This is a genomic window from Massilia sp. CFBP 13721 (assembly GCF_014842025.1).
Lineage (GTDB): Bacteria > Pseudomonadota > Gammaproteobacteria > Burkholderiales > Burkholderiaceae_D > Telluria.
Map to the genome: position 1 here is coordinate 228,346 of NZ_JACYUY010000002.1, position 13,980 is coordinate 242,325.

The 13,980-nt window shown below is 63.9% G+C and carries 12 protein-coding genes; 4 read left to right on the forward strand and 8 right to left on the reverse strand.

Annotation, left to right across the window (positions count from 1 at the left end; all coding sequences use genetic code 11):
* Window positions 1-62: 62 nt before the first annotated feature.
* Window positions 63-863 carry a sulfite exporter TauE/SafE family protein gene (locus tag IFT60_RS02600; RefSeq protein WP_192049177.1) on the forward strand — a complete coding sequence of 267 codons (801 nt, stop codon included), beginning with the start codon at window positions 63-65 and terminating at the stop codon, window positions 861-863.
* Between the two features lie 194 nt (window positions 864-1,057).
* Here the strand turns inward: IFT60_RS02600 and lgt are convergent, their stop codons facing one another.
* Together lgt and IFT60_RS02610 are read right to left on the reverse strand one after the other, a co-directional pair.
* A complete protein-coding gene (gene lgt, locus IFT60_RS02605; protein WP_192049179.1) occupies window positions 1,058-1,885 on the reverse strand; it encodes a prolipoprotein diacylglyceryl transferase in 828 nt (275 codons plus the stop codon).
* A gap of 2 nt (window positions 1,886-1,887) precedes the next feature.
* Complete coding sequence (locus tag IFT60_RS02610; protein WP_192049428.1) at window positions 1,888-2,787, reverse strand: LysR family transcriptional regulator; 900 nt, start codon at window positions 2,785-2,787, stop codon at window positions 1,888-1,890.
* Window positions 2,788-2,919: 132 nt separating this feature from the next.
* Between IFT60_RS02610 and ilvD the strand changes: the two genes are divergently transcribed.
* The gene (gene ilvD / locus IFT60_RS02615; protein ID WP_192049181.1) at window positions 2,920-4,605 is read left to right on the forward strand and encodes a dihydroxy-acid dehydratase; all 1,686 of its coding nucleotides are present in this window, start codon (window positions 2,920-2,922) and stop codon (window positions 4,603-4,605) included.
* 54 nt (window positions 4,606-4,659) lie between these two features.
* Here the strand turns inward: ilvD and IFT60_RS02620 are convergent, their stop codons facing one another.
* Window positions 4,660-4,884: a TIGR04438 family Trp-rich protein gene (locus IFT60_RS02620; protein WP_192049183.1), complete on the reverse strand. Its 225-nt coding sequence runs from the start codon at window positions 4,882-4,884 to the stop codon at window positions 4,660-4,662.
* A gap of 174 nt (window positions 4,885-5,058) precedes the next feature.
* Between IFT60_RS02620 and IFT60_RS02625 the strand changes: the two genes are divergently transcribed.
* The gene (locus IFT60_RS02625; RefSeq protein WP_192049185.1) at window positions 5,059-5,367 is read left to right on the forward strand and encodes a c-type cytochrome; all 309 of its coding nucleotides are present in this window, start codon (window positions 5,059-5,061) and stop codon (window positions 5,365-5,367) included.
* Between the two features lie 120 nt (window positions 5,368-5,487).
* Here the strand turns inward: IFT60_RS02625 and IFT60_RS02630 are convergent, their stop codons facing one another.
* The 5 genes from IFT60_RS02630 to folD form a co-directional block, all read right to left on the reverse strand.
* Entirely contained in the window at window positions 5,488-6,618 is a 1,131-nt protein-coding gene (locus IFT60_RS02630) for a branched-chain amino acid ABC transporter substrate-binding protein (RefSeq protein ID WP_192049187.1), read from the reverse strand.
* A 290-nt stretch (window positions 6,619-6,908) separates the two neighbouring features.
* Window positions 6,909-7,319 carry a hypothetical protein gene (locus tag IFT60_RS02635; RefSeq protein ID WP_192049189.1) on the reverse strand — a complete coding sequence of 137 codons (411 nt, stop codon included), beginning with the start codon at window positions 7,317-7,319 and terminating at the stop codon, window positions 6,909-6,911.
* The gene (locus IFT60_RS02640) at window positions 7,316-7,741 is read right to left on the reverse strand and encodes a DNA polymerase III subunit chi (protein WP_192049191.1); all 426 of its coding nucleotides are present in this window, start codon (window positions 7,739-7,741) and stop codon (window positions 7,316-7,318) included. Before IFT60_RS02640 ends, IFT60_RS02635 begins: the two co-directional genes overlap by 4 nt.
* Window positions 7,742-7,833: 92 nt before the next feature.
* Window positions 7,834-9,918 (reverse strand): M3 family metallopeptidase, encoded by a 2,085-nt coding sequence (locus IFT60_RS02645; RefSeq protein ID WP_192049193.1) that lies wholly within the window; start codon window positions 9,916-9,918, stop codon window positions 7,834-7,836.
* Window positions 9,919-9,939: 21 nt separating this feature from the next.
* The gene (gene folD, locus IFT60_RS02650) at window positions 9,940-10,848 is read right to left on the reverse strand and encodes a bifunctional methylenetetrahydrofolate dehydrogenase/methenyltetrahydrofolate cyclohydrolase FolD (RefSeq protein ID WP_192049195.1); all 909 of its coding nucleotides are present in this window, start codon (window positions 10,846-10,848) and stop codon (window positions 9,940-9,942) included.
* A gap of 376 nt (window positions 10,849-11,224) precedes the next feature.
* On the opposite strand from folD, the gene aceE reads away from it, so the two are divergent.
* Window positions 11,225-13,918 (forward strand): pyruvate dehydrogenase (acetyl-transferring), homodimeric type, encoded by a 2,694-nt coding sequence (aceE, locus tag IFT60_RS02655; protein ID WP_192049197.1) that lies wholly within the window; start codon window positions 11,225-11,227, stop codon window positions 13,916-13,918.
* Window positions 13,919-13,980: the final 62 nt, after the last annotated feature.

The window sequence follows — 13,980 nt, forward strand, 5'->3', positions numbered from 1 at the left end:
CACCTTTTCTCTCGCCGGCACTGCCGCGGCCCGCTGACGCATATTGGCGAAGGGCAGCGCTGATGGACCCGCTCCTGATCCTGGCCCTGCTGGCAATGGGCGCCTTTGGCGGCTTTGCCGCCGGCCTGCTCGGCATCGGCGGCGGCATGATCCTGGTGCCCTTCATTACCATGATCCTGACGGCGCGCGGCGTGCCCGAGGCGCTGGTGGTGCACATGGCGATCGCCACCTCGCTCGCCACCATCATGTTCACCTCGCTGTCCTCGGTGCGCGCGCACCACAAGCATGGCGCCGTGGTCTGGCGCATCGTGGCATTGCTGGCGCCGGGCATCGTGGTCGGCTCGACCATCGGGCCCTGGATCGGCAAGCAAATGAATGCATCGACGCTGGCCTGGTTCTTCGGCGCCTTCGTCGCCTTTTCGGCCACGCAAATGCTGGTCAACAAGAAGCCGGCCGCGGCACGCGACCTGCCAGGCAGCGGCGGCATGTTCGCCGCCGGCGGTGTGATCGGCGTGCTGGCCGGGCTGGTGGGGGCGGGTGGCGGCTTCGTTTCCGTGCCCTTCATGACCTGGTGCGGCGTGCGCATCCACAACGCCGTCGCCACCAGCGCCGCGCTCGGCTTCCCGATCGCGCTGGCGGGCACGCTGGCGAATGTGTTCTATGGCTGGGGTGAATTGGGACTGCCGGACTATTCGCTCGGCTTCATCTACCTGCCGGCGCTGTTGATCATCGTGCTGGCGAGCGTGGTGACGGCCCCGCTCGGCGCGCGCACCGCGCACCGGATGCCGGTGCGGCAATTGCAGAAGGTGTTTGCGGTGATTCTGTATGCGCTGGCGGCGTACATGTTCTGGAAGGCGATGTAGGGTGGTCGGCTCCACCCGCCCGGGTGATTGACACGCAGCCTGGACGCCGCCCACGCGTAACGCCTGAGCGGCCTGCGGCCCTGCAGGCACCATGCATGCGTTACGCGTGGGCGGCGTTCAAGCCGCGTATCGATCACGCGTCAGGGTGGAGCCGACCACCCTACGCCGAGGCCATCGTCCACGGCATGGGGTTTTTACGCCCGCACCGGCGATTTGCCATCCCTCGAATATGCCCACCCCAGCATGATCAGCGCCGCGACGATCATCGGCAGCGACAGCACCTGGCCCGAGGTGATCGGCATGCCGGCAACCGTGGTTTCCCAATCCGGTACGCGGAAGTATTCGGTGAAGAAGCGGGCGCAGCCATACAGCAGGGTGAACATCGCGCCTACCGCCAGGCGCGGACGTGCCTTGCGCGCGAACGGCCACAGGATGAGGAACACCAGGATGCCGTCGATCAGCATCTGGTACAGCGGCGACGGATGGCGCGGGGCGTCGAGGAAGCCGACGCCGTTCGGGTTGGGCCAGAGCATGGCCCAGGGCAGGCTCGGGTCGGCCAGGCGGCCCGGCAGTTCGTGGTTGATGAAGTTGCCGAGGCGGCCGGCGGCGTAGCCAAGCGGGACCATCGGGGCGATGAAGTCGTACACGTCGAGCAGGTTGCGCCCGGCCTTCCGCGCCCATAGCGCCATCGCGACCAGCACGCCAATAAAACCGCCGTGGAAGGACATGCCGCCCTGCCAGACCTTGAAAATGTCGAGCGGATTGGCGAGGAAGTGGGCTGGCTGGTAGAACAGCACTTCGCCCAGGCGGCCGCCGATCACCACCCCCAGCATGCCGTAGAACAGCATGTCGTCCAGGTCTTCGGCCTTCCAGCCCTGGGCGGCGATGTGCGGCTGGCGGATGCGCACGCGTCCCAGCAGCAGGAACAGGCCGAACGCGACCACGTACATCAGGCCATACCAGTGGATGGCCACCGGGCCGATCGAAAAGGCGATCGGGTCCGGATTCGGGTGTACCAGCATAATTATTCTTTCCTTAGTAATTCCAAAAAGCCCCGCAGCACCGGCGAGGCATTGTCGCGGCGCCAGGCCAGGCCGAGTTCAACTAACGGCGCCAGCGGCGTCGGGCCGGCAAGCGCCCGGTATTCTACGCCGGGGCGCATCAGGTTCGAGACGGATTGTGGCACAAGTGCCAAGCCCATGCCCGCCGAGACGAGGCTGACGATGGTCTGCATCTGGATCGCTTCCTGGCCGATCTCGGGCGACAGGCCCGCCTCGTGGAAGCAGCTGAGGATGGCGTCGTGCAGGGCGGGCGCACTTTTGCGCGGGAAAATGATCAGCGGCAGAGTGCGCAGCGTGCGCAGGTCGACTGGCCCGCTGCCGGCAGGCAGGACGCCGGTGGGTGCGCACAGCACCAGCGGCTCTTCCAGCACTTTCATGTAGTCGAGCTGCGCTCCCGCCTTGTCCGACAGCGGCGGGATCACCAGGCCGGCGTCGATGCGTTCGTGCAGCAGATCGTCGATTTGCACGTCGGTCGTCGCTTCCTGCAAGACCAGCTGGACGTTCGGATAGGCCGCGCTGTAGTCGCGCAGCAGCGGCGGCAGCACGCTGTAGTCGGCCGGGGTGACGAAGGAAAGCGCGAGGCGTCCGGACTCGCCGGCGGCGGCGCGGCGCACCAGGTCGGGCAAGCCGGCGGCGCTGTCGAGCAGGCGCCGTGCCTCCGGCAGCAGGGCGGCGCCGGCATCCGTCAAGACGACTTGCCGCCGGTTGCGCAGGAACAGCGGCGCGCCCAGCGTATCCTCGAGCGTGGCGATCGCCTGCGACAGCGGCGGCTGGGTCATGTGCAGGCGCGCGGCGGCGCGGCCGAAGTGCAATTCTTCGGCGACGGTGACGAAATAGCGCAGCTGCCGTAGTTGGAGACTTATTCGTTCGAGATTCATTCGATATGCATTGCCATGGATATGAGTAGGACTGATACATTTTACATATCAATCTTGTATTTGACGCTCCCAGGCATGCGAGGCATCCTCACAAGATCAATTCCTCGGGAGTCCATCATGGCTGAACAGCCGCGCTACAACCGCCGCTCGCGCAACGTCACCGAAGGCGTCGCCCGCAGTCCGAACCGCTCGATGTATTACGCGATGGGCTACCGGCAGGAAGATTTCGACAAGCCGATGATCGGCATCGCCAACGCCCATTCGACCATCACGCCCTGCAACTCCGGCCTGCAAAAGCTGGCCGACATCGCGGTGGCGACGGTCAAGGAAAACGGGGCCAATCCGCAGGTATTCGGCACCCCGACCATTTCGGACGGCATGTCGATGGGCACCGAGGGCATGAAATTCTCGCTGATTTCGCGCGAGGTGATCGCCGACTGCATCGAAACCTGCGTGAATGGCCAGTGGATGGATGGCGTGGTCGTGATCGGCGGCTGCGACAAGAACATGCCGGGCGGGATGATCGCACTGGCGCGCGCCAACGTGCCCGGCATCTACGTGTATGGCGGCACGATCAAGCCGGGTCACTGGAAAGGCAAGGATCTCACCATCGTCTCGAGCTTCGAGGCGGTGGGCGAATTCACCGCCGGGCGCATGAGCCAGGAAGATTTCGACGGCATCGAAAGGAACGCCTGCCCATCGTCCGGTTCCTGCGGCGGCATGTACACGGCCAACACGATGTCGTCCTCGTTCGAGGCGCTCGGCATGTCGCTGCTGTATTCGTCGACCATGGCCAACCCGGACGCCGAAAAAGTGGACTCGTGCGCCGCATCGGCGCGGGTACTGGTGGAGGCGGTGAAACGCGACCTGAAGCCGCGCGACATCATCACGCGCGCATCGATCGAAAACGCGGTATCGCTGATCATGGCGACGGGAGGCTCGACCAACGCCGTGCTGCACTATCTCGCGATTGCCCACGCGGCCGAGGTCGAATGGACGCTGGACGACTTCGAGCGCATCCGGCGCCAGGTGCCGGTCATCTGCAACCTGAAACCCTCGGGCCAGTACGTCGCCACCGACCTGCACCGGGCGGGCGGCGTGCCGCAGGTGATGAAGCTGCTGCTCGACGCCGGCCTGCTGCACGGCGACTGCATCACGATCACCGGACGCACGCTGGCCGAGGAACTGGCCGACGTGCCGTCCACACCCGCGGCCGGGCAGGACGTGATCCGTTCGCTCGACAATGCGCTGTACGCCCAGGGCCACCTAGCGGTGCTGAAAGGGAACCTGTCGCCGGAAGGCTGCGTCGCCAAGATCACGGGCCTGAAAAACCCGGCGATCACCGGCCCGGCGCGCGTGTTCGACGACGAGTATTCGGCGATGGAGGCGATCATGGCCAAGCGCATCAACCCCGGCGACGTGCTGGTGCTGCGCTACCTGGGTCCGAAGGGCGGCCCCGGCATGCCGGAAATGCTGGCGCCGACCGGCGCGCTGATCGGCCAGGGCCTGGGCGAATCGGTCGGGTTGATCACCGACGGGCGCTTCTCGGGCGGCACCTGGGGCATGGTGGTCGGCCACGTAGCGCCGGAAGCCTTCGAGGGCGGCACCATCGCGCTGGTCGAGGAGGGCGATTCGGTGACGATCGACGCCAACGCCTTGCTGATCCAGCTGAACGTGGACGAGGAAGAAATCGCCCGCCGCCGCGCGGCATGGACCCGGCCCGCGCCGCGCTATACGCGTGGGGTGCTGGCCAAGTTTGCGGCGCTGGCGTCGAGTGCGAGCAAGGGGGCGGTGACGGGGTGATTGTTGACGGTGGCGCACCATAGGGTACGCCACTTTCTCAGTCGAGATCGCGCACTACTTACGCTTGTCGAACGAATTCTTCACGCGCGCGCGGCGCCGCTTGTCGTCCTCGTCATGCGCCTTCTTCTTGTCCCAGCCGAGCAGTTTTTCCACGTACTCGAACCAGACGAAGGCAAACACCATCAGCGCGACGATCCACCAGTACGACAGCTGGGCAAACTTCCAGATTTCAAAAAAGCGCAGCAGCAGCAGCGCGACAATCAACAGGATCAGGGGCATGGGATTCTCCGGGAGAGCGGCCATCTTACAAACAAATTAGTGCTCTGTGGAAAAATATGCCGCGGACGTGGAAACCGTGCAACCTCAAAAGGTAAGGGAGGTTACAGAGTGTGACCGCGAGCAGCTACTAGCGGGAAACGCGGTAGAATGCAGGCATTATTTTTGGAGAGTCAGATGAAACGTTCTTTGGTGTTGTGCGGTCTGTTGTCGGTACTGGCATCGTCGAGCGCGTTCGCGCAAGCCGACCTGGCGAAAGCCAAGAACTGCATGTCGTGCCATGCAACCCAAACCAAGATCGTCGGTCCTGCTTACAAGGACATCGCCGAGAAGTACGCTGGCCGCAAAGGGGTCGAGGACAAGCTGGTGCAAAAAGTCATGATGGGTAGCCAGGGGGTCTGGGGCCCGGTGGCGATGCCGGCCAACATGCAGGTGAATGAAGCGGAAGCGCGCACCCTGGTGAAATGGGTGTTGGCGACCAAGTAATTGCCTGATACAGGCTGCCGCTAGGCAGCGACATAAAAAAGCGCGCCGCTGTGAAGGGCGCGCTTTTTTGCTTTTTGTTCAGGCCAGGCACATGTCCCGGCCGTATCCAGTGAGCCGCGCTCAGCGGATCACATCCATCTTGCTGCGCTTGCCGCCCTTGAAGGTGTACAGGGTCAGGGCGCCGTTGTTGATGTCGCCCGACGCATCGAAGGCGATGGTGCCGGTCACGCCCTTGTAATTGATTTTCTTGAGTTCCGGCAGGTATTTCGCAGGCTCGACCGAATTGGCTTTTTGCATGGCCGCCGCCATCACCATCACCGCATCGTAGACATAAGGGGCGTACAACTGCACCTCGGCGCCGGTCTTCTGCTTGAAACGGGCACGGAAGTCGGTCATCGCTTTTTCCTGGTCGCCGGTCACGCCGCCCGCTTCGGCGCAAATCACTTTACCTTCGCCGACGGCGTCGCCCGCCAGGCGGCCGAGCGCCTCGGTACAGATGCCGTCGCCGCCCATGAAGCGCGCATTGATGCCGAGCGCCTTCATTTGCTTGAGCATCGGCCCGCCCACCGAATCCATGCCGCCGAAGAAAACCAGGTCCGGCTTCTTGGCGCGGATCGAGGTCAGGATGGCGGTGTAGTCGGTAGCGGTGGCGCTGGTGAATTCCTTGCCGACGATGCGCACGCCCGGACCCTTGGCGCCCTTCACGAATTCGGTAGCAACACCCTGGCCGTAGGTGGTGCGGTCGTCGATGACGGCGATGTTTTTCACCTTGAGCGTGTCGACCGCATACTTGCCCAGCGTGCCGCCGAGCTTGGCGTCATTGGCGACCACGCGGAAGGCGCCCGGAAAGCGTTGCTTGGTGTACTGGGTGGCGGTGGTGGCCGGCGAAATCTGCGGGATGCCGGCATCGTTGTAGATTTTGGACGCCGGCACGCTGGTGCCCGAGTTCAGGTGGCCGATGACGCCCTTGACCTTGGCGTCGACCAGCTTCTGCGCCACCGCCGTGCCTTGCTTCGGATCGGACGCGTCGTCCTCGGCCACGAGTTGCAGCGTGACCGTCTGGCCATTGACGATAAAACCTTTTGCATTGAGCTCGTCGATCGCCATGCGAGCGGCGTTCTCGTTGTCCTTGCCGAGGTGCGAGTTGGGGCCGGAGACCGGGCCGACGTGGCCGATCTTGACGACCTGCTGGGCGCTGGCGTTGGCAGCGAACAGCATCGCGATGGCAAGGGGAATGAGCTTCGTGGTCATACGTTCTCCAAAGTGGGGGATGACGAGCGCCCCGATACACCGCCGGCAGGCGCCTGTTTCGTAATGCAGAGCAAAAGGTACAACAATTCAGAGGGTGTGGAAAGTGGTATTGCGCGGGGTGGTCATGCGTGGTGCGCAGAGGAAGAAATGCGCACGGTTTGGAGGCGAAAGGGAAGGGGCATGCACCGTTTTAAGGTGTTGTAGGGTGGGCATGCCCACCGTCAGGCATGTGCGCAATCGAAACGCATGCGATGTTGTGCACAATTGCGTCCTGCGCGGCCCGGCCTACTCTACTGGCCGAATTGAATGGATGCGACTTGCTGCGCCACCACCTGCTCGACCGCCTGGCGCAGCCCGATGTGGATCTGGTCGCCGGCCGAGGCCAGCGCGTTGCGCACGATGGCATCGATCTGCGGCTGCAACTGTGCCAGCACGCGCTCGGCAATGCGGCGCTCGAGTTCTTCCCAATCAGGCGCGGGCAGGGGCAGCGCTTGCAGCGCAGCCTGCGTCTCGACCGCCGCCGGCGCCGGTGCGGCGGCTTCCTCGGCCTGGGCCGGCTCCGGTACCGGCTCCGCCGCCAGCGCATCCTCCGCCTCGGCCTGCCCGGCCGGCGCCGGCGGCGCAGGCGATACAAGCGCCGGCTCCAGCACGACTTCAGTCAACACGGGAATGCTGCTATCGAAGACGGGGTTCTGGCTCATGATTGTCCTGCGACGAAGTGGGTCAGCGGATAGGACTGCTTCTTGTAGGCGACATAGCGCTGGCGCCCGGCGGCGGCATCCTGCTCGTCGATGGAAATGATCTCGAACACGCGCGCGAACTGGGCGAAGGTGCTCGGGGTGCGGCGCGTGAGATTCACCAGCATCTCGTGGTGCGGCAACTCCGCTTCTTCGCTGTCGGTGATGATGATCGGGGTTTCGGGCGCGAGCGGGTCGTCGGCCATCACGTGCGGCAGGAAATCGGTGTTCGAGAGCGTCCACAGCGCTTCGTTCAGCGCCGCGGCCTGGGCGGCGTCTTCGGCCAGCAGGACGATTTTTGCCTTCGCCGAATAGGCCTTGCGCGCCAGGCGGCAGGCGTAGGCGAGCTTGTCGGGGATGTTGGTGTGAAAGTCGATCCGTGTCATGGATCAGATTGTAATCCGGCGCGTCGAACGGCGGTTGGTTTGCATCGCTGCGCGCCGGCGAACTTTCCGCCGGCGCGCAGGTCATTCAACAATCAGGCGCTCATGCCGCTATGACGGAGAAGGGCGTCAATCGACGGCTCCCGTCCACGGAAGGCCGTAAACGATTCCAGCGCCGGACGCGAACCGCCCACCGCCAGCACCTCGCGCTGGAAGCGGCGTCCGGTTTCGGCCAGCAACTCGCCGCCGCCGGCCTCCAGGGCTTCCTCGAAGGCGGCATAGGCGTCCGCCGACAGCACTTCGGCCCACTTGTAGCTGTAGTAGCCGGCCGCGTAACCGCCGGCAAAGATGTGGCCGAACGAATGCTGGAAGCGGTTGAACGCGGGCGGGATCATGATCGAGAACTTGCGGCGCACGCTGTCGATCAATTCCTGCACGATCTGCTGGCTGCTTGGATCGAAATCGTAGTGCAGGTGCATGTCGATCAGCGAGAACTCGACCTGGCGCAGGGTCTGCATGCCCGACTGGAAGTTTTTCGCTGCCAGCATCTTGTCGTACAGCGCGCGCGGCAACGGTTCGCCCGTTTTCACGTGGGCGGTCATGCCTTGCAACACGTCCCACTCCCAGCAGAAGTTTTCCATGAACTGAGACGGCAGCTCGACCGCATCCCACTCGACACCCGAGATGCCCGACACCGACAGTTCCTCGACTTCGGTCAGCATGTGGTGCAGGCCGTGGCCGAATTCGTGGAACAGGGTCGTCACTTCATCGTGCGTGAGCAGCGATGGCTGCAGCTTGCCGTCCCTGGTGGCCGGCGGCGTGAAGTTGCAGGTGAGGTAGGCGACCGGCGTCTGCACGATGCCGCCGGTGGCCAGGCGGCGTCCGCGCGCGTCGTCCATCCACGCACCCTGGCCCTTGCCGGCGCGCGCGTACAGGTCGAAGTAGAACTGGCCGACCAGCTGGCCGTCGCGTTCGATGCGGTAGAAGCGCACGTCCGGATGCCAGACCGGGGCGGTGTCCGGCGTGATCTGCACCGAGAACAGTGTTTGCACGACCTTGAACAGGCCTTCGATGACCTTCGGTTCAGGGAAGTAATTTTTCACTTCCTGCGCCGAGAAGGCATAGCGCTGCTCGCGCAGTTTTTCCGAGGCGTAGGCCACGTCCCAGGCCTGCAAGTCTTCGATGCCGAGCTCGTCCTTGGCGAAAGCGCGCAGTTCGGTCAGGTCTTTCTCGGCGAACGGACGCGCGCGGACCGCCAGGTCTTCCAGGAAGCTGATCACGTGTTCCGGGCTCTCGGCCATCTTCGGCACCAGCGACACCTCCGCGAAGTTGCGGTAGCCGAGCAGCTGCGCTTCTTCGTGGCGCAGCTTCAGGAGCTGGGCGATGTTCTGCGTGTTGTCCCATTTTTCCGCTTCGCTGAAGACGGTGCCCATGTCCGACGCTTTCGTGGCGCTGGCGCGATAAATCGTCTCGCGCAGCTGGCGGTTGTCAGCGAACTGCAGGATCGGGAAGTAGGACGGGAAGTGCAGCGAGAACTGGTAGCCGGTCTTGCCGGCCGCTTCGGCGGCGGCGCGGGCCGCGTCCCTGGCGTCGTCGGGGATGCCCGCCAGTTCCGCTTCGTCTTCGATGAGGAGCTTGTAATCGTTGGTCGCGTCGAGCACGTTTTCGGAAAAGCGCGTCGAGATCGCCGCGTGCTGTTCCTGGATGGCGCCGAAGCGTTCCTTCTTGTCGGCCGGCAGTTCGGCGCCGCCCAGGCGGAAATCGCGCAAGGCGTTCTCGACGATGCGCTTGCGGGCCGGGCTCAGGCTGTCGTAGTCGGCGCCGGCGCGGATCGCCTTGTATTTGTCGAACAGCGCTTCGTTCTGGCCCAGCGAGGTCCAGAACTCGGTCACTTTCGGCTGGTTTTCGTTGTAGACGGCGCGCAGTTCGGGGGTGTCGGCCACGTGGTTGATGTGGTTGACGATGCCCCAGGCGCGGCCGAGGCGCTCGGTGGCTTCCTCGAGCGGCACGACGAAGTTGTCCCAGGTGACGTTGTCGGATGGCGCCTCGAGCTGCGCTACCACGGCGGCGGCTTCCTCGATCAGCTGCTCGATGGCCGGCGTGACGTGTTCCGGACGGAACGCATCGAAACGCGGCAGGCCCGAGAAATCGAGGAGGGGATTGCTGGCGTTTGTTTCCATTCTATGATTTCCTTCCAAAGTTCATGCGGTGCCAGGACGCGGGTCCATGCCCGCAGGCTGACCCAGCTGTTCCTGGCGCTTGCCGAGCACGCGTTCCGCGGACTCGACCGTATTCATCAACAGCATCGTGATCGTCATCGGCCCCACGCCACCCGGCACCGGGGTGATGTGCGAAGCGACTTCCTTGACGCCGGCGAAATCGACGTCGCCGCACAGTTTGCCGGCATCGTCGCGGTTCATGCCGACGTCGATCACGATCGCGCCCGGTTTCACCATGTCGGCGGTGAGCGTGTTGCGGCGGCCGACGGCGGCCACGACCACGTCGGCCTGGCGCGTGTACACACCCAGGTTCGGCGTGGCGCTATGGCATATGGTCACGGTAGCGTTGGCTTGCAAGAGGAGCAGCGCCATCGGTTTGCCGACCGTGTTCGAGCGGCCGATGACCACCGCATGCTTGCCGCGCAGGTCATAGCCGGTGGACTCGATCAGCTTCATGCAGCCGTAGGGCGTGCAGGGGCGGAAGCCCGGCAGGTTGGCAACCAGTTCGCCGGCCGACAGCACCGAATAGCCGTCGACGTCCTTGGCGGTGGCGATCGCCTCGATCACACGGCTTGGATTGATGTGGCGCGGCAGCGGCATCTGCACCAGGATGCCGTGGATGGCCGAGTCGTTGTTGAGGGCGTCGATGCGGGCGAGCAGGGCAGCTTCGCTCAGGTCGGCATCGTATTTTTCCAGCACCGAATGAAAGCCGACGTCGCCGCAGGCCTTGACCTTGTTGCGCACGTAGACCTGGCTGGCCGGGTCTTCGCCGACCAGGATCACGGCCAGGCCCGGCTGCTGGCCGGCGGCGGCCAGTTTCGCGGCACGCCCGGCGATCTCGGCACGCAGTTGTTGGGAAAGTTGGACTCCGTCGATCAGTTGCGCTGGCATGTTGGGGCTCATCACTGGACAAAAATGAAATTATACGGCGCTTGCGCGCGAAGGCGCGGTATCGCGCGCCGCGCGGCGTGGTTCGTTGTCATATTTATAGGGGTACTATGGATGGGGTGATGCATGTGGCCGATCTATTCGTAAGGCATACCGAAGGGACGTAGGGTGGGCGGGTTTCCCGCCCACCCTACCGGTATGCCAGACACATCCCGTCCGCATGGGGTAATTCCATATTATGAAACGATATATCGTAATTTGAAAAAGAGATGGGGCACTGGTAGAATCTGGTCGATTAATTCAGGTTAGATGTTCATCAATCCGCCGGCGGGCGATCAGGGAGATCGACGTGGGCCACCAAAACCAAGGAGACGCACCAATGTCAGCTCAACTCGATCAGTTGACGGCCCAGGCCGCCAACGACCCAGATACGCTCGAAACCAAGGAATGGCTCGACGCGCTTGAAGCGGTCATCGAAAACGAAGGTACCGAACGCGCGCACTACCTGATGGAGCGCCTGGTCGACCTGGCGCGCCGCCGTGGCGCCCACGTCCCGTTCTCCAGCAACACCGCCTACGTCAACACCATTCCCGCGCACCTGAACGTCAACAGCCCGGGCAACCTCGAATACGAAGAGCGCCTGCGCTCGTGGATGCGCTGGAATGCGATGGCGATGGTCGTCAAGGCCAACCGCGCCGACGGCGACCTCGGTGGCCACATCTCGTCGTTCGCCTCGCTGGCCAACATGCTCGGCATCGGCTTCAACCACTTCTGGCACGCCCCGACCGACACCCACGGCGGCGACCTGCTGTACATCCAGGGCCACTCGTCGCCTGGCATCTATGCGCGCGCCTTCCTCGAAGGCCGCATCAGCGAAGAGCAGCTGCTGAACTTCCGCCGCGAAGTCGACGGTAAGGGCCTGTCCTCGTATCCGCACCCGAAACTGATGCCGGACTTCTGGCAGTTCCCGACCGTCTCGATGGGTCTCGGCCCGCTGATGGCGATCTACCAGGCGCGCTTCCTGAAGTACCTGCACGCGCGCGGCATCGCCGATACCGAAGCCCGTAAAGTCTGGGTCTTCTGCGGCGACGGCGAGATGGACGAGCCGGAATCGATGGGCGCGATCGGCATGGCCGCACGCGAACGCCTCGACAACCTGGTCATGGTCGTCAACTGCAACCTGCAGCGCCTGGACGGTCCGGTGCGCGGCAACGGCAAGATCATCCAGGAGCTGGAAGCGGACTTCCGCGGCGCCGGCTGGAACGTCGTCAAAGTCATCTGGGGCCCGGGCTGGGACAACCTGCTGGCCAAGGACAAGGACGGCATCCTGCAGCGCGTGATGATGGAAACCGTCGACGGCGAATACCAGAACTACAAGGCCAAGGATGGCGCCTACGTGCGCAAGCACTTCTTCGGCAAGCATCCGGAGCTGCTGAAGATGGTCGCTAACATGAGCGACGACGACATCTGGCGCCTGACCCGCGGCGGCCACGATCCTCATAAAATCTACGCCGCTTTCAAGAACGCGCAAGAGAACAAGGGCACCCCGACCGTCCTGCTGGTCAAGACCGTCAAGGGCTTCGGCATGGGCAAGTCGGGCGAGGCGCGCAACACCGCCCACCAGACCAAGAAGCTCGACGACGAGGCGATCCGCGAAATGCGCGACCGTTTCAACATCCCGATCCCCGACGACAAGCTGGCCGAGATCCCGTTCTTCAAGCCATCCGACGATTCGCCTGAAATGAAGTACCTGCACGAGCGCCGCGCGGCTTTAGGGGGCTACCTGCCGCAGCGCCGCCAGAAGGCCGATGAAGCCCTGGTCGTGCCGCCGCTGGAGACCTTCAAGGCCGTGCTCGACCCGACCGCGCCTGGCCGCGAGATCTCGACCACGCAAGCCTATGTGCGTACCCTGACCGCGCTGCTGAAAGACGCGAGCCTGGGCCAGCGCATCGTGCCGATCCTGGTCGACGAATCGCGTACCTTCGGCATGGAAGGCCTGTTCCGCCAGATCGGTATCTTCAACCAGCAGGGCCAGTTGTACGAGCCGGTCGATAAAGACCAGGTCATGTACTACCGCGAAGACAAGGCCGGCCAGATCCTGCAAGAGGGGATCAACGAAGCGGGCGGCATGAGCTCGTGGATTGCGGCTGCGACGTCGTACTCGTCGAACAACCGCACGATGATCCCGTTCTACACGTTCTACTCGATGTTCGGCATGCAGCGCGTGGGCGACCTGGTCTGGCTGGCGGGCGACATCCGTGCCCGTGGCTTCCTGATGGGCGGCACCGCCGGCCGCACGACGCTGAACGGCGAAGGCCTGCAGCACGAAGACGGCCATAGCCACATCATCGCCGCGACCGTGCCGAACTGCCTGCCGTACGACCCGACCTTCGGTCACGAAGTGGCGGTGATCATCCGTGACGGCCTGCGCCGCATGGTGGAAGAACAGGAAGACGTGTTCTACTACATCACCATCATGAACGAGAACTACGAGCAGCCGGGCCTCACCGCCGGCACCGAAGAAGGCATCCTGAAGGGCATGTACCTGCTCAAGAAGGGTGGCGAGACGCAGAACCGCGTCCAGCTGATCGGCTGCGGCACCATCCTGCGCGAATCGATCTTCGCCGCCGAACTGCTGCTGTCCGACTGGAACGTGGCGGCCGACGTCTGGTCCGCACCGTCGCTGACGCTCTTGGCGCGCGACGGCCAGGATTGCGACCGCTGGAACATGGTCAACCCGGATGCCGAGCAGCGCGTGCCCTACGTGACCTCGCTGATGCAGGACACGACCGGCCCGATCGTCGCGACCACCGACTACATGCGCATGTTCGCCGAGCAGATCCGCGCCTACATGCCGAAGGATCGCACCTACAAGGTGCTCGGTACCGATGGTTTCGGCCGCTCGGACAGCCGCGTGAAACTGCGCGAGTTCTTCGAAGTGAACCGTTACTACATCACGGTTGCCGCCCTGCGCGCACTGGCCGACGAAGGCAAGATCGACAAGGCGATTGTCGGCCAGGCGATCGCCAAGTACGGCATCGATGCGAACAAGCCGAATCCTGTGACCCAATAATTGCTCGTGATCCGCGCCTGCCTTCGTGGTGGGCGCGCTTCTGTGCACGCATACAAATAAAA